Origin of the sequence: Corallococcus exiguus (assembly GCF_009909105.1) — a bacterium.
GTDB lineage: Bacteria > Myxococcota > Myxococcia > Myxococcales > Myxococcaceae > Corallococcus > Corallococcus exiguus.
The window spans coordinates 1,059,672-1,079,338 of record NZ_JAAAPK010000001.1 but is presented as its reverse complement, the minus strand read 5'-3'; the positions used below and the strand labels follow the sequence as shown (position 1 = coordinate 1,079,338).

Genomic DNA, 19,667 nt, shown 5'->3' with positions numbered 1-19,667 from the left:
TACTGTCAGCCCTGATTCGCGGGACTTCTGCGTCAAACGCATCGGGAGAGGACGGGTGGCGATGTCGGGCCAGGTGAGTCCTCACATCCGCGGGCCCGCGAGCAGCGCCGCGCCGATGGCGCCGGACAGGTCCCCCAGTTCGGCGATGCGCATCACGGGCTTGCGCTCCGTGATGAACAGGTGCGGGTGCATGGCGTCCTGGATGTGGCCCATGTACATGGGGCCCAGCCGGGACCCCAGCCCGCCTCCGATGACGACGGCCTCCAGGTCCAGCAGGTTGATGACGGAGGCGATGGCCACGCCCAGCATGTCGATGGCCCGCTCGATGAGCCGCGTCGCCAGCGGATCCTTCTGCTTCAGCGCGCTCGCCCAGACGCTGCTGGACAGGCGCGTGCGATTCTTGTCGCGCATGATGTCGAAGAGGATGGTTTTTTCCCCCTTCCTCGCCGCCGAGCGCGCCTTGCTCTCCATGCACGCGCGCCCCGCGTAGGCCTCCAGGCAGCCACGCCGGCCGCAGCCACAGCGCGCGCCGTTGGGCTTCACCACCATGTGGCCAATCTCGCCGGCGGAGCCCTGCCCGCGCCACGGCACGCCGTTGAGCACCAGGCCCCCGCCCACGCCCGTGCCCCACCACACGCCCAGCACGGAGCGGTGGCCGCGGCCCGCGCCCAGCTTGTACTCGGCCGCGACCGCCACCTGGACGTCGTTGCCCAGCATCACCTTGCCGCCGCCCACCAGGTCGCCCAGGTCCGACGCCAGCGGATAGGGCGCATCCCAGCCGCCCGCGACGTTGGCCGTGTGCGAGAGCGTGCCGTTGTTCGCATCCACCGAGCCCGGCACGCCCACACCCACGCCCACGAGCTTCGCGGGCTCGATGCCCACGGCATGCGCGGCCTCGCCCAGCGTGCCGTAGAGCTCCTTCACCACCTCGCCCGGGCCGCCCGTCGCGGGGGTCACGTGGCGGGCCCGGCCCAGCACGTCGCCGCGCGCATCCACGATGACGGCCTCGATTTTCGTGCCGCCCAGGTCGATGCCTCCCCAGACGCGGCCCTTGCCGTTGCGCGCTCCGTTCCCCGCGCGGTGCCCGTTCTTCGCTGACGCGTCGGCCATGTGATGCCCCCGTGACTCGCGGCACCGGCGGCCGCTCGCGGCACAATCTGCGCAGCGCGGTCGCGGCCAGGGCCGCCGTGCCGGGCACGCCCGTGTCCGCCCGCCCGCCCCACGGGGCTGCATGCGGGCCCTCCTTCCGGGGCACGGGGACGCCCTGCCTCCTCGTGCCCCTGTTCGCCGGAGGCGGGGGCGCATATAGGCTCCGTCGGAGTTCCTTTCGTGGAGCGCCCCGTTTCCCCCATGAGCAGCCGTTCCCCTCCCGCGCCGGACGCCGCTGACGCTCCGCCCCTGGGCGTGTCGGACGTGAAGGTCCGCGCGCAGCGCTCCATCATCGCACTGCTCCTGCGGACGGTCGGCTCGCTGGGGCTGCGCGTGGTGAGCTCGCTCACCCTGTCGCATCTGCTGTTCCCCGGGGACTATGGCGTGTTCGCCATCGTCGCCTTCACCTCCGCGATGGGCGCGTTCCTGGGGGACCTGGGGCTCAGCGCCTCGCTGGTGCGCCAGCAGCACGAACCCACGCAGGACGAAATCACCTCCGCCTTCTGGAGCCACCAGGCGTTCACCGTCTTCATCGTGGGCGCCATCGTGCTGCTCGCGCCGTGGCTGTCGAGCACCTACGAGTTGGGGCCTTCGGGCGCGGCCATGGTGGGCACGATGGCGATCGGCCTGTTCTTCCACTCGCTGCGCGTCATCCCCGTCATGATGCTGGAGCGGCAGCTGCGCTTCCCGACGCTCGCGCGCATCGAGCTCATCGAGAGCGTGGCGCAGACGGCGGGCAGCATCCTGCTGGCCTCGATGCACTTCGGGGCGTGGTCGCTCATTGGCGGCGGGCTGGTGCGGGGCGCGGTGGGCATGGTGCTGTTCTGGGCGGCGGCGGGCTGGAAGCCCCAGGGCACGTTCCGCTGGGACATCGTCAAGCGGCTCTTGTCCTTCGGCATCTGGTTCCAGCTCACGGGCATCATCCCCGCGGCGCTCCAGGGATGGATTCCGCTCGTGGTGGGGCGCATGGAGGGCAAGGACGGGGTGGGCCTGGTGAACTGGGCGACCGCGCTGGCCTCCGTGCCGCTGGCGGTGAGTAGCGTCCTCACCCGCGTCGCATATCCGGCGTACAGCCGCATGCAGGAGGACTCGGCCGCGCTGGCGGACTACCTGCGCACGTCCATCCGGCGAGTGAGCGCGGTCCTGTGTCTGGCCATCCCGTTCGGCGTCATCGCGCTGCCGCCCTTCATCCCGGTGGTCTTCGGTGAGCGCTGGAGCCTCGCGTCCACGCTGGTGCAGTGGTTCACCATCGAGGCATCGATGCTGGCGGTGCAGGGCCTGCTGGCCTCGCAGCAGAACGCCAGCGGTCACGCACGGGAGCGGATGTACGTGGCCATTACCGGGAGCCTGCTGCGCTTCGGCCTGGGAGTGCTGGCGGTGATGCACTGGGGCATCGTGGGCGTCGGCGTGAGCGCGACGGCCGTGACGCTCACGGAGCTGTGGTTCACGGCGAGGCTGGTGTCCCGCCGAAACCCGCACCTGTCGCGGCTCGAGTTCGAGGTCATGGAGCCGTTCCTCACGGTGGGCGCGCTGCTCGCGCTCGCGGTGGGCTGTTCGCGGCTCGCGATGGGACAGGATGGGCTGCTGGTACAGGCGCTGGTGGCGGCGGGGCTGTTGACCGCGCTGGTGCTCGCGCGTGAGGCCACGCGGCGAGGCCTGTCGTTGCTGGGAGAGCTGCGCGCCCTGGTCCAGCACCTGCGCGCGAGGCGGGCGCCTCCGTGAGCCGCGCGTGGCATCTGTTGACGGGGGAGTATCCGCCGGCCCCCGGTGGCGTCTCCGACCATTCGCGGAGCATCGCCCACGCGCTCTTGAAGGCAGGGGAGACGGTGCACGTCTGGACGCCTGGGGCCGACGGGCTCACGGATGATCAGGGCGTGACCGTGCACCGGTGGCCCGGCCTCTTCACGCCGCCGGGTCTGGTGCGCCTGACGCGCGAGCTGGATGCGATGCCAGGTCCCCGGAGGCTGTTCCTCCAGTACGTGCCGCACGCATTCGGATTGAAGGCGATGAACGTGCCGTTCTGCGCCTGGTTCGCGGCGAGGCGGCGGGACGAACGCGAGCTGTTCCTCCATGAGGCAGTGTACCCGTGGAGTCCGGGCGCGCCTTGGAAGCACCAGGTGCTCGCGGGAGTCACCCGGGTGATGCTGCGCACGCTGGCGCTTGGCGTGGAGCGCGCCTACGTGTCCATCCCCACCTGGGCGGAGCACCTGCCGGAGCCACTGCGGTCCCAGGCCCGGTGGTGTCCCATTCCCAGTCCCCTGCCCCTGGACGTGCCAGGGGACGAAGTGTGCGCGGTGCGGGATGCGCTTGGCGGCCCCACGGTGGCGCATTTCGGGACGTATGGCGGGGCCATCGCGGGACCGCTGGAGGCCGTGCTCGTGCCGTTGTTGCAGCGGGATGAACGGCGGCAAGCACTACTGCTGGGCCGGGGCAGTCAGGGCTGGTGTGAGGCCCTGGGACGGAAGCATCCCGCGCTGGCCCGCAGACTTCATGCGAGGGACGGACTGGCACCAGAGGCCGTGGCCGTGCACCTGCGCGCGGCGGAGCTGCTGGTGCAGCCGTATCCCGACGGCGTCAGCGCCCGGCGAAGCAGCGCGATGGGCGGATTGGGACTGGGCCTGCCCATCGTCACCAACACCGGGCACCTGAGCGAAACGCTGTGGCGCGAACTGCGGCCAGTGGCGCTCGCGGATGATGCTTCACCCACCGCGCTGCTTGCGCTCGCGGAGCACCTGTTGGAGCACGAGGAAGAGCGCCGGACCCTGGGTGAGCGCGCGGCGCGCGTGTACCGTGAGCACTTCGCGCTGGAGCACACGGTGGCGCACCTGCTGCGCCGCGGAGTCACCGCGTGAGCACCTTGAAGTTGAAGGTCCTGATGGATCCGCGCGAGGAGGGCTGGCCCAGCATGGACCTGGTGGGCGAAGCGCTCGTCGAGGGACTGGCTGCGTTTCCCGCCGAGGTCGGCGTCACTCCCGTGCGTCCATCCATTCCCCACGCCGTGCGCGCCCTACCCCGCGTGGGCAGCCGCAAGGCCGCCTTCAACGCGGACCGTCTGCTCACCCGCTTCGGCCTCTATCCCGCGCGATTGCTGCGTGAGCGAGTCGGCCACGATGCGTTCCACGTCGTGGACCACACCTACGCGCAGCTCATTCACGCGCTGCCCGCGGAGCGCACCGGCGTCTTCTGCCATGACCTGGATGCCTTCCGTTCCGTCCTGGAGCCCCACCGCGAACCACGCCCCACGTGGTTCCGCCTGATGGCGAGAGCCACGCTCAAGGGCCTGGAGCGCGCGGCCATCGTCTTCCACAGCACTCAGCAGGTCCGCGACGAACTGCTCGCGCACGGCGTGGTGCCTCCCGAGCGATTGGTGTGGGCGCCCTACGGAGTCTCGCCGGAGTACCGGCTCGACCCCGTTCCCGGAGACGCCAGCGAAGCCGTGCTCGCACCGCTGAAGGGCCGGCCGTACCTGCTGCACGTGGGCAGTGCCATCCGTCGCAAGCGGCTGGACGTGCTCTTCGACGTCTTCGCCGCGCTGCGCGCCCGGCATCCGGACCTCATGCTGGTGCAGCAGGGCGGCGAACTGGACGCGACCCAACAGGCACAGGTGGCGCGGCTCGGCTTGAAGGACGCGCTGCTGCAACCTCCCCGGCAGGAGCGGGCCACGCTCGCGGGCCTGTACCGGCGTGCCCGCGCTGTGCTGGTGCCCAGCGACGCGGAGGGCTTCGGCCTGCCCGTCATCGAAGCGCTGGCATGTGGTGTCCCCGTGGTGGCCAGCGACCTGCCGGTGCTGCGCGAAGTGGGCGCCGACGCCTGCACGTACTGCCCGGTGGGCGACGTGGCCGCATGGTCGGAGACGGTAGACGCCCTGCTCACGGGTCGCGTGCCCGCGCCATCCGCGGAGACGCGGCATGCACGGGCCGCACGCTTCACGTGGAGCGCCCATGCGCGCACCGTGTTGGACGCGTATCTGCATCGCCTTGACCGCCCCGGGCGGGTCTGATTCGGTCGCGTCCGCGTGCGGATCCTGTTCCTCAATCCCGTGGGAATCCTGGGCGGTGCCGAGCGCGCGCTCGTGGATCTCCTCGCGTGCCTGCGCACGCTGGAGCCTGGCCTGTCGCTGCACCTCATCGCGGGCACGGACGGGCCTCTCGTAGAGACAGCCCGAGGGCTCGGCGTGGAGACCCAGGTGCTCGCCCTGCCCGACCGTTTGTCCGCCCTCGGGGACAGCGGTCTGCGGGAGCAGGGCCGCGCGGGTCTCTTTCGCTTCGCGCGTGAGATTGCCCCGACGCCCCTGCTGCTGACCCGCTACGGCCTCGACCTGCGGCGCGCGGTGCGTGACGCGGCGCCGGACCTGCTGCACTCCAATGGCATCAAGACCCACCTGCTGAGCGCGGCCACCACCGGACTTCCGATTCCGCGCGTGTGGCACGTGCACGACTTCCTCGGCGAGCGACCGCTGGTTCGACGCGCGCTCTCCGGCCTGCATCCGCTGGCCTCGGCCGCCATCGCGAACTCGCAGGCCGTCGGCGACGACGCGCGCACGGTGCTCGGGAAGGTGCCCGTGCACGTCGTGCCCAACGGCGTGGATGTGGAGCGGTTCTCTCCGGCCGCTGGTGACGGCGCGCACCTGGATGCACTGGCCGGACTTCCTCCCGCTCCTCCGGACACGTTGCGCGTGGGGCTCGTGGCCACGTACGCGCGTTGGAAGGGACACGACGTCTTCCTGGCGGCCGCGGCTCTGCTGACGCGTCAGGCACCGGCCCTGCCCGTGCGATTCTACCTCGTGGGCGCTCCGCTCTACCGCACGGCCGGCTCGCAGTTCACCGACGCGGAGCTGCGCGAACAGGTGGAGCGCCACGGCCTCACGGGTCGCGTGGGCTTCGTGCCCTTCCAGCCGGAACCCGCCCGCGTCTACCGGGCCCTGGACGTCTTCGTGCACGCGAGCACCCGCCGCGAGCCCTTCGGCCTCACCATCGCGGAGGCGCTCGCCTGCGGCCGGGCCGCCGTCATCTCGAAGTCGAGCGGCGCCGCCGAAGCGCTGCGGGATGGCGAGGACGTGCTGGCCATCGAACCCGGCGACGCGAACACGCTCGCGGCGGCCCTGCGCCGGCTGCTGGAGGACGAAGCCTTGCGAGACACCCTGGCCCGCGCGGCCCGCCACACCGCCGTACGCCGCTTCTCCCGTGAGCGCTACGCCCGGGACATCCTCGCCGTGTATCGGAGCCTCGTCCCCACGCGAGGGCATTCATGATGCGTCCCCGGAAGCTCGTCACCGTCTCGCACTCCTACGTCGTCACCCTCAACCGGCGGCTGGCCAACGAGATGGCCCGCGTGGGCGCCGGCCGCTGGGACGTCACCGCCGTGGCGCCGAAGTCCTTTCACGGGGACCTGAGCCCGCTGGTGCTCCAACGCGACCCTCAGGAGGCCGTGAACCTGGAGGGCGTGCCCGCGTACTTCAGCCGCTCGCTGCACGGCTTCGTCTACGGGCCGGAGGTGCACGCGCACCTGTCGCGAGGCGCGGACCTGGTGCACTTGTGGGAAGAGCCCTACGTCCTCTCCGGCCTGGAGGTGGCGTTGATGACGCCCGCCCACGTGCCGCTCGTCTTCTGCACGTTCCAGAACCTGGCCAAGCGCTATCCCCCACCCTTCGCGCAGGCCGAGCGCTTCGTCCTGCGCCGGGCCGCGGGATGGATCGCCTGGGGCCAGACGGTGCACGACAACCTCCTCGCGCGGCCCGGCTATGAACAGCGCCCCTCGCGCTTCATCCCCGTGGGCGTGGACGTGGAGCACTTCCGTCCGGATCCGGAGGCGGGCCGCGCCTTCCGCGAGCGCCTGGGCTGGACGTCCGAAGGGCCGCCCGTGGTGGGCTATCTGGGCCGCTTCGTGCCGGAGAAGGGCCTGCGCCTCCTGATGGATGCGCTCAACCGGATGACCACACCCTGGCGAGCCCTCTTCGTCGGCGGAGGCCCGCTGGAAGTGGACCTGCGCGCCTGGGCCGCACGCCACGGAGACCGCGTGCGCATCGTCACCGGCGTGAAGCACGCGGAGGTGCCTCGCGCGCTCAACGCCATGGACGTGCTCTGCGCGCCCAGCCAGACGACGCCCGCGTGGAAGGAACAGTTTGGCCGCATGCTCGCGGAGGCCTTCGCGTGTGGCGTGCCCGTGTTCGCCAGCGACTCCGGAGAGATTCCGCACACCGTGGGCGATGCCGGGCGCATCCTGCCGGAGTCGTACGGCGGTGCCTGGATCACCGCGCTAGAGGAGCTGCTGGAGAGCCCCGCTCAACGTCAGGAACTGTCCACACGAGGCCGCGAGCGAGCCGTGTCCCGCTTCGCCTGGCCGGTGGTCGCGAAGGCGCACCTCGACTTCTTCGAGCAGGTGCTCGAGCGCAAGGCCTGAAGCTTCACGCCTCCAGCCGAGCCACCACCGCCGCCGCCATCGCGTCCCACGTCCAGGCCCGCAGCTCCGACGACAGCGCGGCCACTGCGGGCATCCAATCCCCGCCCCGGGCCCGCCATTCCTCCAGGCGCCGCACCAGTTCGCCAGAGTCCTCGGGGTCATCCAACAGCAACCCCTGGAGCGACGACGGGAAGCGCTCCGCCACGCCCGCCGAGCGGCTCACCAGCGCGGGGATGCCCACGCACAGCGCTTCGTGCACGCCCAGGCCATAGGACTCGTAGCGCGTGGGGGACACCAGCAGGTCCGCGGCCGCCATCAGGCGGGGCACGTCGTCGCGGAAGCCCAGGAAGCGGATCCGCTCGCCCAGGCCCTGCTCACGCGCCGCGCGCTCCCATGATTCCCGCTGCGCCCCCGTCCCCACGACGCACAGGTCCATGTCCCACTCGCGTCTCGCGCACAGCCGCGCCCACGCATGGAAGAGCGTGTCGAAGCCCTTGCGCCGGTCCCCCAGTGCGCCCACGAACAGCGCCACCCGCCGTTCTTGAGACCAGCCCAGCGACGTCCGCGCCTCACGACGAAGCACAGGCGTCGTGGACGGGAAGCGCGTCGGATCACCGCCCAGGTACACGACATGGACGCGGGATGCCTCCACGCCCGTGGCGGCCAGCAGGTCCTGCCGCGTGCGCTCCGAGTTCGCCAGGATGATCCGCGCCCGGCGCAACGCGCGTTGCTCGCTGCGCAGGTGCATCCGGTGGCTCACGTGACCCTTCAGCGTGCGCAGCGGACTGCCGACGGGCTCGGGGGCGTGCGCGGCGTGGACGTAGTGGACCCAGTTGGCGGCGGGCACCTCGCAGTTGCCGCCGTTGGCCACCACCTGGCCCCCCTGGGCCAGCGTGCGCGCCGCCCAGAAGCGCCCTACGGCGTCGAGCAACGGCTCGCCCAGCAGGTACGCGTTCGCGGGCTTGGGCACGCGGACGAAGTGCACGTTGGGGTAGCGCAGGAGCGAATCCTCCACCCGGTGCGCCACCAGCCGCACGGGGCCACCCTGGCGCGCGAGCCAGTCCGCCAGCGCGAGGTTCGCGCGGTCCATGCCACCGGTGGAGACGAAGTCACCGGCGATGAGGGTGTAGGGCCGCATTCCGGTTCCAGTACGCACTGAAGAAGGCCGCGTTGAGCAGCCAGAACTCCATGCCCATCTGGCTCATGAAGAACTGGTAGCTGAAGGTCTGCGCGAGCGCGCCCAGGTCATACGCGAAGAGCAGGCTGCCCCAGAGCCAGAACTCGCCCGCCGAGTCATCGCGGCGCCGCGCCACCTGGAAGCCCCACCCCAGCGTCACCAGCAACGCGAGCGGATAGCAGACGAGCCCCAGCCATCCTCCGTCGTACGCCCACGCCGTCCACTGGATTTCGGCCCACAGCGGAGGACTCTCGCGGTCGAGGTTGTCGCCGAAGTAGGCGTTGGCCATGCCGTAGCGGCCCAGGCCCGCGCCCAGGGGGAACTCCGGGAGCACCTGGTCGAAGGTCTCGTCGAGGAAGCGGCCGCGGTTGGATTGATACACCTGCGAGGGGTCGGAGGCCGTGAGCGTGCTCCAGCGCGAGAGCACCGCGTCGCCACCGACCGCGACGGCCCAGCCGAAGGCCACCACCGCGAAGCCACCCACGACCGCGGCCAATGCCACGAGCCGCACCCACCGGCCGCTCACGGTGAGCACCAGCGCCATGGCCGCCATGCAGACAATCAGCGTCACCGCCGCGACGCGCACCTGTCCCAGGTAGAGGCAGATGAGCCCGATGCCGATACCCGCCGCGCCCAGCACCTTCCGGGACATGCCCTGACGGCTGAGCAGGAACGCGCCGCCCAGCAGCACCGAATAGAAGGCGCCGGTGGCGGCTCCGCCCGGGACATCCGTCAGCCCCATGGGACGGAACACGCGCGCGCCGCTCGCGGTCTCGAACTGGAGGCTGCGCACATAGCCCTCGCCCTGGCTTTCGACCATGGCGGACAGGGCGGGCTGGAAGCGTCCGGGGAAGGTCACCTGCAGGACGCCCAACGAGGCGCTCGCCATGTTGAACAGGAAGAGCAGCAGGACGACGCGTCCGAACATCTTCGCGTCGATGCGCAGGCGGCTCGCCCAGAACAGAGGCGCGAACACGGAGATCTGGATGCCCAGTTGCGCGGCCGCCGCCAGCGGGGTGTTGGTGCCGGGGTGGAAGAAGTTCAGCGCGGTGAGCCCCGCCGAGGCGAGCAGGAAGGGCATCGCCGGGTGCTTGAGGCGCGGGCCCTTCACCAGCACCAGCAGCGCCAGGCTCGTGCCGAACGACAGGATGCGGAACACCACGCGCGCCGGAGCCAGCGCCTCCATCAGCAGCGCGAGCTGGCAGATGAAGAGCAGGACGATGAACGCCACCACCACGTGACCCGAACCGAGCAGCCCCGGAGACGCCGCCACAGGAGTCGGCACGGCCTGCGTTGTCGCGGGTTGGGGCGCGCGGCGCACGTAACGCCGATGCAGCACACCGGGCCCCTGGAGCTGGGGACGAGGACTCGCGCCACTCATGCAGCGGCCTTCCGGGCCACGGAGCGCACTGCATCCTCCAGCGCCGTCAGGAAGGCATCCGGTGCGCTCAGCGCCTTCGCGCGAGCGGGGCCACCACTGCCCAGCTTCCGTCGAGCCGCTTCAGCTTCGATGAGTCCGCGCAGCGCCTGGGCCAGGACCTCCGGCTTCGGCTGCACGAGCACGCCGCAAGAGCCATCGACGATCTCCAGCGGTCCGCCCAGCGCGGTGGTGACCACGGGAAGCCCGGCATAGAGCGCCTCCACGAACGCCAGGCCAAACGGCTCCGGCCCGGTGTTGGGCTGACAGTGCACCTCCGCCGCGCGCAGCAGGCGAGGCACATCCGAGCGCTGTCCCAGGAACCGCACACGGTCCCCCAGGCCCAGGGCCAAGGCCTGGGCCTTCAAGCCCGCTTCGTAGGCAATCTCCTCCGGGCGCTGCGCACCACCAGCGAACCACGCCTTCCAGCGAGGCATCTGGCGCAACCGGCCCAGCGCTTCGAGCAGCAGCCGCTGCCCCTTCCACTCCTGCATGCGGCTGGCATGAACGATGACGACATCCGCCGCGTCCGCGCCCAGCTCGCCGCGGAGCGACGTGCGCTCGGAAGCCACGAGGTCCGGGCCACCGTCGCGGACGGGAGGATGAAGCACGCGCCACGGCGTGCGCGGATACACGCTCGGAAGCGTGCTCGCGGTGTATCGGCTGTTGCACAGCGCCAGGTCCGGAGAGGTGACACGAGCCCACCGCTCCACCCAGTGCGAGCCCGACAGTGCGTCGTGCTGGAAGAAGATCAGCGGGACACCGGCCGTGCGCACCACTGGCCCGAAGATGGCTTGAGGCCACGCCGCGTGACACACCACCGCGTCGAACGCCTCCCGCTGGAGCAGCGACATCAGCGCGCGTCGAGCCTCCCAGACCCGCCAGGGACGACTCACCTTCGCCGGCCCCAGCAACGTCAGCGGCGCGCCCGCAGCGCGAAGCTCCTCCGCGATGCGTCCCTCGAAGCAGAGCGCGAACGCATGCACCGCGCCGCCCGCCCGGTCCGCGCTCGCGAGCGCCAGCGTGCGCAGCAACGTCTCGACGCCGCCGTAGAGGTTGCCGCTGGAGACATGCAGCACGCGCAGCGGCGCACCACCTGACGCATGCGAGGAGCGACCTCCGCCCTCCGCGGGACCGTCACGATGAGACGCGCGCGTTCCGTGCATGCGCGGACCTTCAGCGCCCGCCCGCGACGTGCCGGACAGAGGCATCGCTCCGCTCCTCCGCCACCGGCTGCCGTCCGAGCGCCTCCGCGTACAGCTCCAGGCTGCGCGACGCCATCACGTCATGGGCGAACTCCGCCCGCGCACGCTCCTGCGCCCCACGCGACAGCCGCTCCCGCAGGCCCGGCTCCTCCACCAACCTGCGCGCCGCCGCCGCCAGCGCCCGCGCATCACCGACGGGCACCGTGAGCCCGGTGTGCTCATGCAGGCTTACCCACGCCACACCGGAGTCCGGCACAGCGGTGTTGAGCACGGGCAATCCACTCGCCAGCGCCTCCACCTGCGACAGGCCATACGCCTCGCTGCGCGCGTTGCTAGGAAACCACAGCGCCGTCGCGGCCCGGTACGCGCCCGTCAGCGCCTCTGGCGACAGGTAGCCCGCCCACGTCACCCGGTCCTCGATGCCCAACGCCTTCGCCCGCGCGCGGCCTTCTTCCGCCAGCGGCCCCTCGCCCACGATGACCAGCCGCCCCGGCGCGTGCACCAGCGCCTCCAGCGCCGTGAACAACCCCTTGTAGTAGACGAGCCGCCCCACCATCAGCCACAGCGGCCCGCCCGCCGCCTCCGCCGTCCATCGCGCCTGTGCCTCGCGCGCTTCCGCGGAAGGAGGCCGCAGGTATGACTCCAGCTCGATGCCCAGCGGCAGCACCCGCACCTTCGACTTGAACGTCGACAGCAGCGACGAGCCGCGCACGTACGCGTCACTCGTGGCCAAGAGCCGCGCCGCGCGCGAGTACAGCATCCACTCGAAGGGACGGAACAGCGCGCCCGCGACCTTCTGCCGGATGATGTCGCTCTGGTGCGTCACCACCACCGCCGGCAGACGTGGCACCGCGTCCAGCGCCAGCACCATGCTCGGGTTGGGCACGTGCAGGTGCACCACATCCACGCCCCGCGCCAGCGCCCGCCTGAGCACGAACGGCAGCGACGGCATCACGTCCATGCGCGCCACGGACGCGAGCCGCCCCAGGCGAATCACGCGCACCGGACCGTCCCACTCCTCACGCGTGGGACTGCGCCCGTGGAACTCGTGGCTCGTCCCGGTGCCGTCCACGGAATGGTTCGCGCACAGCACCTCCACCTGCGCGCCCAGCGACGCCTGCGCGCGCGCCAGCGTGCGCACGTGCGCCTCCATGCCGCCGGAGGCCGGAGGGTAGAACTTCCCCAGGTGCAGCACCCGCAGGCCCGCGCCCCTCACGACGGCGCCACCCCTCCCTTGGGCTCGTCCTGCGTCGGGCCATAGCCCTGGTAGCCCAGGTACGTGTCGCCGTAGCGCGGCTGCCGCAGGTCCACGTCGTTGAGGATGGCGCCGAACATCCGCGCCTGCACGTCCGCCAACGAGCGCAGCGCGCGCTTCGCGGCGCTCCGGTCCGTCCGGCCCGCCTTGAGCACCATCACCACGCCGTCCGCCTGCGTGGCCAGCACCGCCGCGTCCACCACCGCGTTGAGCGGCGGGCTGTCCAGGATGATGCGGTCGAACTTCTCCCCCGCGGTGCGCAGCAGTTCCTTGAAGGCACGCGTGTGCAGCAGCTCCGCGGGGTTCGGCGGCAACGGGCCACACGGCAGCACGAAGAGGTTGGGCACCTCCGTGCTCTTCACCGCCTTGTCCAGCGAACCCTCGCCCACCACCAGCGAGCTGATGCCCAGGTCGTTGGGCACGCCGAACGCGCGGTGCAGCCGGGGCCGGCGCATGTCCGTGTCCAACAGCAGCACGCGGTTGCCGCTCTGGGCCATGGCCACGCCCAGGTTGATGCACGTGGTGGACTTGCCCTCCTGCGGGCCGCTGGACGTCACCACCAGCGTCTTGCAGGGATGATCCGGCGACATGAACAGCAGATTGGTGCGCACCGCGCGGCAGCACTCCGCCACCGCCGAGCGCGGCGCCCGGTGCACGTACAGGTCGCGGTCGCCCGGCGCCTTCGTGGCCTCCATGCGCGGCACCACGCCCAGGAACGCCAGGCCCAGCACGTCCTCCACGTCCGCCTGCGACGCGACGCTGTTCTCCAACATCTCCAGGAACAGCGCCACGCCCAGCCCCAGGAGCAGCCCCATCACCCAGCCGACCATCAGGTTGCGCCGCGTGTGCGGCCGCACCGGCACCATCGCCGGCTGCGCGGGGTCCAGCACGCGCACGTTGCTCGTGCGCAGCAAGCCCGACAGCTCGATGTCCTTCAGCCGCTTGAGCACCAGCTCATAGAGCCGCTGGTTGTTGTCCGACTCGCGCTGCAGCCGTCCGTACTCGATGGCCTTCTTGTTCACCTGGAAGGCCTCGGCCTTCGTCTCGTCCAGGAGCTTGTTGAGGTTCTTCTCCTCGCCCTGCGCCTCCGCCAGCTGCGTCTCCGCCGAGCGCACCACGTTGCTCAGGCTCTTGAGCAGGTCCGCGCGCACGACGTCCAGCTTGCGGTTGCACTCCAGCAGCTTCGGGTGCTCCGGCAGGTAGCGCTCGGTCAGCTCCGCGCACGCGGCCTTCTGTTCGCCGTAGCGCGATTTGAGGTCCTGGATGGGACCGTCCTTCGCGCCGGGCACCGCCTCCGCCCACGTCTCGTCGTTGCCCGCGTCCCTGCGCAGCCGGTGGATGGCGTCCACGCGCGCCTGCTGCGCCGCGATGCGCGTGCGCACCTCGGTGAGCTTCAGGTTGTAGGAGTTGATCCGCTCGCTGACGATGGACAGCCGCGACTCCAGCGACGTGGACAGCATGTCCGCGTCCTTCTTCAGGTCGTAGACGGCCATCTCGCCGGCCTTGGACTGACGGCCCAGCTCGTCCAGGCGCCCCTCCAGCCACGTGCGCGCCTCCTCCGTGGTGCGCAGCTTCAGCGCCAGGTTCTCCGCCATGTACGCGGCGGCCACCTCGTTGGAGAGCAGCGCCGCGCGCGCGGGATCCACGTCCTCCACGCCAATGTTCATCACCCGCGAGTCCTTGCCGGGCACCACCTGGATGCGCGAGCGCAACAACCCCACCGGGTCCGCGTCCTCCAGCGCCTTCGCGCGCTCCGCCGGATCCTGGTTCGCCGGCAGCCCCAGGAAGGACGCGTCCTTCGACAGCCCCAGCCGGTCCACCACACGGCTGGCCACCGCGCGCGAGGTGATGATCTCGCTCTGCGTGGCGTAGTACTCCTTGTTGAACCAGTAGTTGCTGCGCTCCTCCCCCATCACCTCCTTCACCTCGCCGTCGAGGATGCGCGGCGCGGTGACGTCGATGATGAGCGAGGTGCTGGACGCGTAGATGCGCGGCTGCCGCAGCGTCCACGCCGCGGTGAGCGCGGTGACGCCCAACGCCACCCCGAGCATCACCCACCGCCGGCGCCACACGCCCCGCACCCGGTGCATCACGCTCGCGGACGCCGCGCCGGGCGCCCCACCGGCCGGGTCCAACACCGTTCCTTCCACGTCGCGTCTCTCCGGAAGTGGCTGCCGCGGGCGGTCTCCACCGGCCCGAATTCGTCCGGACCCGACCTGCACCCACATCGCGCTGGGGGAATAACGTCCGGAGCGTGCAACGGGCGGGGCGGGTTGTCCATCCAACCGACGTCGCCTGGATGCCCCCCATCCATCCGCGCCGGTCCGCGAACGCGCACCCCGGGGGGTCCTGTGGTAGTGAGCGGCGCAATGGTTCCTGCGCTTTCCGTCGTCCTGCCCTTCAACCCCGCCACCGCCGCCGCCGCCGCCCGGTTCGCCCACGCGCTGGCCGGCCAGGCCCAGGTCGTGCTCGCGGGTGAAGGGCCGGTGGACGTCACGCCCGGTCCCAACGTCCACGTCCTCGCGGCCCAGGGCGGCAAGGGAGCGGCCATCCGCGCCGCGCTGCCCCACGTCACCGGCGCCCACACGGTGCTCCAGGACCCGGACGCCGCCTACTCGCCCGACACCTACGACGCCCTGGTGCAGCCCCTGCGTGACGACACCGCGGACGGCGTCTTCGGCCGGCGCCCCGGCATGTCGCCGGAGATGGTGGCCGAGCGCGCGCTGGGCGGCATCACCCGCTTCGTCACCGACGTGGCGCTGACGGATCCGCTCACCGGCCTGCGCGCCTTCCGCACGGAGGCGCTGCGCTCCATCCAGCTCACCAGCGACGACGACGCGGTGGACGCGGAGCTGGTGGTGAAGCTGGCCGCGCAGCTCTTCCGCCTCACGGAAGTGTCCCTGCCGCCGCTGCAGGCCGTGCCGCGCCGCTCGGCCTCCGCGCACCTGGCCCGTCTGCGCACGCTGGTGCGCTACGCCACCGTGCGCGACGACGCGGACAACCAGCACGAGGGCTACTCCACCCTGGAGCGCATGGACGGCGCCACCCACTACAACCAGTGGCTGGGCCGCCGCTTCCGCGAACACATGGGCCGGCGCGTGCTGGAGATTGGGGCCGGCATCGGCACCATCACCCGCGAGCTGGAGGCCGGCGCGGAGCACCTGGTCGCGCTGGAGGTGGAGCGCTTCTACGTGGACCGCCTGAAGAACCTCTTCCGCGGCAAGCCCCACGTGCGCCCCTACCTGTCCGACGTGGCGCTCGCGGACTGGGAGTCGCTGAAGGCGGAGAACCTGGACACCATCGTGCTGTCCAACGTGCTGGAGCACATCCCGGACGACGCGTCCGCGGTGCGCCGCTTCCGCCAGATTCTCCAGCCGGACGGCCGCGTGCTCATCCTCGTGCCGGCGCTGCCGCAGCTGTTCGGCGCCATCGACGAGGCCGTGGGCCACTACCGCCGCTACACGCCGGAGACCCTGCGCGCGGTGCTGCAAGAGAACGGCTTCCGCGTGGACACGCTGGAGTGGATGAACCTCGTCGGCCTGCCGGGCTGGTTCGTCAACAGCCGCCTCCTGCGCCGCCGCGCGGTGCCCAAGCTCCAGCTCAAACTCTACGACACGCTGGCGCCCCTGCTCGCCCAGGCCGAGCAACAGGTGAGGCTGCCCGTGGGCATGAGCCTGTTCGCCGTCGCCCGCGCCGTCTGATGCCCGCGTGAGCGCCGAAGCCCACCCCACCTCCCCGCCGCCCCCCGACGCGGCACCGGCGTCTCCTACCGAGGCGCCCGCGCCCCGCGCCACGGGATTGCCAAGAGCGGTGTGGGCCGCGGTCGCGGCGCTCTACGTGGTCCTCTTCCCGTACCACCCGGGCCTGCGCTCGCCCAACGAGCTGTGCCGCCTGTGGCAGACGCGCGCCCTGGTGGAGGACGGGACGCTGGAGATCAACCGCGCCCTGCGCGACTACGGCCCGGTGGGCGACCTGTCCGTGATGGACGGGCGCTACTACCCGTCCAAGGCGCCGCTCTTGTCCTTCGCCGCGGTGCCCGTGTACGCGGGCCTGAGGATGCTGGGCGGCAGTCACCGCTACGCCGTGCCGGAGGTGCCGCTCGTCTTCTTCAGCCGCCTCTTCCTCACGGTGCTGCCCACGCTGGGACTGCTGTGGCTGGTCCGCCGCTTCCTGCGCGCGTTCCTGTCGCCCGTCGTCGCGGACGGCGTCACGGTGACGTACGCGCTGGGCTCGCTCGCGTTCAGCTACTCGCTGCTCTTCATGAGCCACCAGACGACGGCGGTGCTGCTCTTCGCGGGCTTCTACGCGCTCTGGAAGCTGTCGCGCGGCGAGTGGCGCGAGCGTGGCTACGCCGTGGCCGGCGCGTGCGCGGGCGCCACCGTCGCCGCTGAGTACACCGGCGCGCTGGGCGTGCTGGGCCTCATCCTCTACGCCGTCCTCACCGTGCTGGGCACGCCGGAGCCGTGGGCCGCGCGGCTGAAGAAGCTGGGCCGGGCCACGGGGCTCGCCGTGCTGGGCGCGCTGCCCTTCATCGTGGCGCTGGGGCTCTACCACCAGGCCACCTTCGGGCACCCGCTGGAGACGGGCTACAAGCACCTCAACGACGCGGCCTACCAGCCGTGGCACCTGGGCGGCTTCCTGGGCATCCGCACGCCGGATCCGCGCGCCTTCGCGCTGTCGTTCTTCTCTCCGCTCCGGGGCCTCTTCACCCTGTCGCCGTTCCTGCTGCTCGCGCTGCCCGGGCTCGTGCTGCTCAAGCGCCTGGGCCGGACCTCCGCGGAAGGACGCGCCCTCTTCTGGATGTCCGCGGCCACGCTCGCCGGCTACACGTACTTCACCTCGTCGTTCACCTACGACTCGTGGGGCTGGACGACGGGCCCCCGGCACCTCACGGGGCTGGTGCCCTTCCTGCTGCTGCCCGCGGGTCTGGTGCTGGAGCGGCTGCGCGGCGCCGGCAGGCCGGTGCTGTCCGGCATCGCAGCCATGCTGTGCGCGGCGTCCGTGCTCATCACGGGCCTGGCCACCTTCGTCAACTACATCCCCGACGACGTCTCCACCCCCGTGCTCGCGCTGGCCCGGCCGCTCATGCTGGACGGCTACCACCCGCCCAACCTGCTCGCCTGGCTGGGCCTGCCCACGTCCCTGGCCGGCGCGGTGCTGTTCGCGGCGCTCGTCACCGTGGCGGCGTCCGTCTTCGGGGCGCTGGGCCGGGACGCGGCCGGACGCGCGCCTCCGCCGGCGGTCTGGGTGGCGGGGCTCGCCACACTGGCGGTGCTCGCGAGCGCGCAGGCGGTGTTCACCCGGAACGACCGGGCGGATCAGAACGCGGTGCGCTTCCTGGAGTCCGTCTGGCTCCAGCCCCCCGGCCGCCCCACCGCGCCCTTCTGGCCCCAAGCCGGCTCCTGAGCGCGTGGCTATACTGGCCTCCCCCTCGCTCGGAGACCGTGCATGACCTCGCGGTGGTTCCTGCTGTCCACCCTCCTGCTGCTGTGCGCCCCGGCCCTCGCCCACGCCGAGGACGCCGCCGCCCTCTGGGACAAGAGCTGCAAGAACTGCCACGGCCCGGACGGCCGCGCCCAGACGCGCATGGGCCAGAAGGAGTCCATCCCCGACATGAGCCGGGCCTCCTGGCAGAAGAGGGAGTCGGACGCCGAACTGCGCAAGGTCATCGCCAACGGCTCGTCCCACAACCCCAAGATGAAGGCCTACAAGGACCGGCTCACCCCGGAGCAGATGGACGCCCTGGTGGGATACATCCGCACCTTCAAGGCCGAGGCGAAGGAGTAGCGCTCGTGAATAACCCTTCGCGTCCGGGCGTCGTGGGGATTGGGAGAATTGGAGCCGCCATGAAGACCCTCACCGTCGCCATCGTGTTCTGCCTGTCCATGGTCAGCCTCTTCACGTCGGTGCGCGCCGACGCCAATGCCTTCCCCCGCCTGGAGCCGGGCATCTCCCAGCCGGTCGCGCTGATGCCCAAGGGCGGAGACGGCAAGGGCGGTGGCAAGGGCGGCAGCGACGGTGGCAAGGGCGGCGGCGAGGAGGATGAAGAGGAGTACCGCCGGCAGACCCGCGCCCTCTCCCAGAAGGCCGCCCTGGAACTGGTGGATCCCGGCGTCCTGGACGACATGCTCCGCCTGCGCGCCGCCGTGCGCGGCGGCCACCGCTGACGCCGGGCTACCTCGCAAGAATGAGGGGGCTCGCAAAGTTTGCGCAGCCCCCTGACGTCACACGGCACCCCCCCGGATCGCGGACATCCCTTATTCCGGCCGGTTGAGTGTTGGAATTCCCGGCACGAAGCTTGCTGTTCTGAGGCTCCCAAGCCGTACCTCCCCCCAGAGGTGCGTGAAGGAGCCTCCGATGGTGCGTCGCCCAACCCCCCGCCGTCAGTCCCGTGGCTTCACGCTCCTGCTCGCACTGGGCGTGGTCACGCTGGTGACGATGGCGGTGATGCTCAGCTACAGCGTGGTGGGCCGCGAGGCCGACAGCCAGGCCGACACCCGCCGCCAGAAGCAGGCGTTCTTCGCCGCCGAGGCGGGCCTCGCGGAAGGCCGTGAGACGGTGCGCCTCATCATGGCCAACGCCAAGAACCTCGGCCAGCTCACCATCGACCTGCGCGCGACCCTGGGCGCGCCGGTCAACGACATCCCGGGCCTGGGCTCTCCGGCCCACCCCTACTTCGAGCTGCTCCCGCCCGGCGGTGGCGAGGTGTGGAACCGCTACGAGCTGCTCACGAGCACCCTGGAGACCACCGAGCTCCCCGCCAACGTCGACTACCCGGAGCAGCGCAACGTGCGCTACCGCGTCTTCGTGCGGGACGACGACGACAGTGAGGCCAGCCCGGAGGTCGACGGCAACCAGCAGGTGTGGGTCGTCTCCATCGCCGAGGTGGCGAATCCCCGGGGCCGCCCGACGCGCTCCGTCGTCCAGGCGCTCGTGACCAACGTGAGCACCCAGTCGATCGTCGGCCCCGGCAACCCCGCCGGGAACTCCAACCTCAACAACTAGTGCCCGCGACCGGTGGCACCGCCGCGTCCCTTTTTCCAGAACTCCTGCCTCCCCCCGAGC

The 19,667-nt window shown here is 71.3% G+C and carries 16 protein-coding genes; 10 read left to right on the top strand and 6 right to left on the bottom strand.

Translation table 11 applies throughout. The annotated features are described in order from the left end of the window. Window positions 1-81 precede the first annotated feature (81 nt). Entirely contained in the window at window positions 82-1,110 is a 1,029-nt protein-coding gene (locus GTZ93_RS04395; RefSeq protein WP_139918385.1) for an ROK family protein, read from the bottom strand. A gap of 240 nt (window positions 1,111-1,350) precedes the next feature. Here GTZ93_RS04395 and GTZ93_RS04390 point away from each other — a divergent pair, with 240 nt between their 5' ends. From GTZ93_RS04390 to GTZ93_RS04370, 5 genes are read left to right on the top strand one after another with little or no spacing between them, the layout of a single operon-like run. Next, window positions 1,351-2,871, top strand: coding sequence for an oligosaccharide flippase family protein (locus tag GTZ93_RS04390; protein WP_120576819.1), 1,521 nt, complete (start codon window positions 1,351-1,353; stop codon window positions 2,869-2,871). Next, entirely contained in the window at window positions 2,868-4,001 is a 1,134-nt protein-coding gene (locus GTZ93_RS04385) for a glycosyltransferase family protein (protein WP_139918387.1), read from the top strand. Before GTZ93_RS04390 ends, GTZ93_RS04385 begins: the two co-directional genes overlap by 4 nt. A 23-nt stretch (window positions 4,002-4,024) precedes the next feature. After that, window positions 4,025-5,149 carry a glycosyltransferase family 4 protein gene (locus GTZ93_RS04380; RefSeq protein ID WP_139918397.1) on the top strand — a complete coding sequence of 375 codons (1,125 nt, stop codon included), beginning with the start codon at window positions 4,025-4,027 and terminating at the stop codon, window positions 5,147-5,149. A gap of 15 nt (window positions 5,150-5,164) precedes the next feature. Continuing rightward, window positions 5,165-6,400, top strand: coding sequence for a glycosyltransferase family 4 protein (locus GTZ93_RS04375; protein WP_139918388.1), 1,236 nt, complete (start codon window positions 5,165-5,167; stop codon window positions 6,398-6,400). Continuing rightward, complete coding sequence (locus GTZ93_RS04370; protein WP_139918389.1) at window positions 6,397-7,548, top strand: glycosyltransferase family 4 protein; 1,152 nt, start codon at window positions 6,397-6,399, stop codon at window positions 7,546-7,548. The genes GTZ93_RS04375 and GTZ93_RS04370 overlap by 4 nt, the downstream gene beginning before the upstream one ends. A 4-nt stretch (window positions 7,549-7,552) precedes the next feature. Here GTZ93_RS04370 and GTZ93_RS04365 read toward each other — a convergent pair whose 3' ends face one another. The 5 genes from GTZ93_RS04365 to GTZ93_RS04345 are packed head-to-tail and all read right to left on the bottom strand — an operon-like array spanning window position 7,553 to window position 14,752. Continuing rightward, window positions 7,553-8,638 (bottom strand): glycosyltransferase family 4 protein, encoded by a 1,086-nt coding sequence (locus tag GTZ93_RS04365; protein WP_139918399.1) that lies wholly within the window; start codon window positions 8,636-8,638, stop codon window positions 7,553-7,555. Window positions 8,639-8,657: 19 nt separating this feature from the next. After that, window positions 8,658-10,106 carry an O-antigen ligase family protein gene (locus GTZ93_RS04360; protein ID WP_139918391.1) on the bottom strand — a complete coding sequence of 483 codons (1,449 nt, stop codon included), beginning with the start codon at window positions 10,104-10,106 and terminating at the stop codon, window positions 8,658-8,660. Continuing rightward, window positions 10,103-11,308, bottom strand: a complete 1,206-nt coding sequence (locus tag GTZ93_RS04355) for a glycosyltransferase family 4 protein (RefSeq protein WP_257979167.1) — start codon at window positions 11,306-11,308, stop codon at window positions 10,103-10,105. Before GTZ93_RS04355 ends, GTZ93_RS04360 begins: the two co-directional genes overlap by 4 nt. Before the next feature lie 10 nt (window positions 11,309-11,318). Continuing rightward, a complete protein-coding gene (locus GTZ93_RS04350) occupies window positions 11,319-12,563 on the bottom strand; it encodes a glycosyltransferase (protein WP_139918393.1) in 1,245 nt (414 codons plus the stop codon). Then, complete coding sequence (locus tag GTZ93_RS04345) at window positions 12,560-14,752, bottom strand: GumC family protein (protein WP_120576812.1); 2,193 nt, start codon at window positions 14,750-14,752, stop codon at window positions 12,560-12,562. The genes GTZ93_RS04350 and GTZ93_RS04345 overlap by 4 nt, the downstream gene beginning before the upstream one ends. 219 nt (window positions 14,753-14,971) lie before the next feature. On the opposite strand from GTZ93_RS04345, the gene GTZ93_RS04340 reads away from it, so the two are divergent. From GTZ93_RS04340 to GTZ93_RS04320, 5 genes are all read left to right on the top strand, one after another. Then, window positions 14,972-16,303, top strand: a complete 1,332-nt coding sequence (locus GTZ93_RS04340; RefSeq protein WP_121752315.1) for a bifunctional glycosyltransferase/class I SAM-dependent methyltransferase — start codon at window positions 14,972-14,974, stop codon at window positions 16,301-16,303. A 7-nt stretch (window positions 16,304-16,310) separates the two neighbouring features. Then, window positions 16,311-18,008: a hypothetical protein gene (locus GTZ93_RS04335; protein ID WP_390624848.1), complete on the top strand. Its 1,698-nt coding sequence runs from the start codon at window positions 16,311-16,313 to the stop codon at window positions 18,006-18,008. A gap of 42 nt (window positions 18,009-18,050) precedes the next feature. After that, complete coding sequence (locus tag GTZ93_RS04330) at window positions 18,051-18,389, top strand: c-type cytochrome (RefSeq protein WP_139914871.1); 339 nt, start codon at window positions 18,051-18,053, stop codon at window positions 18,387-18,389. A gap of 59 nt (window positions 18,390-18,448) precedes the next feature. Then, window positions 18,449-18,769, top strand: a complete 321-nt coding sequence (locus GTZ93_RS04325; RefSeq protein WP_120574424.1) for a hypothetical protein — start codon at window positions 18,449-18,451, stop codon at window positions 18,767-18,769. 190 nt (window positions 18,770-18,959) lie between these two features. Next, window positions 18,960-19,607, top strand: coding sequence for a hypothetical protein (locus GTZ93_RS04320; protein ID WP_139914870.1), 648 nt, complete (start codon window positions 18,960-18,962; stop codon window positions 19,605-19,607). Window positions 19,608-19,667: the final 60 nt, after the last annotated feature.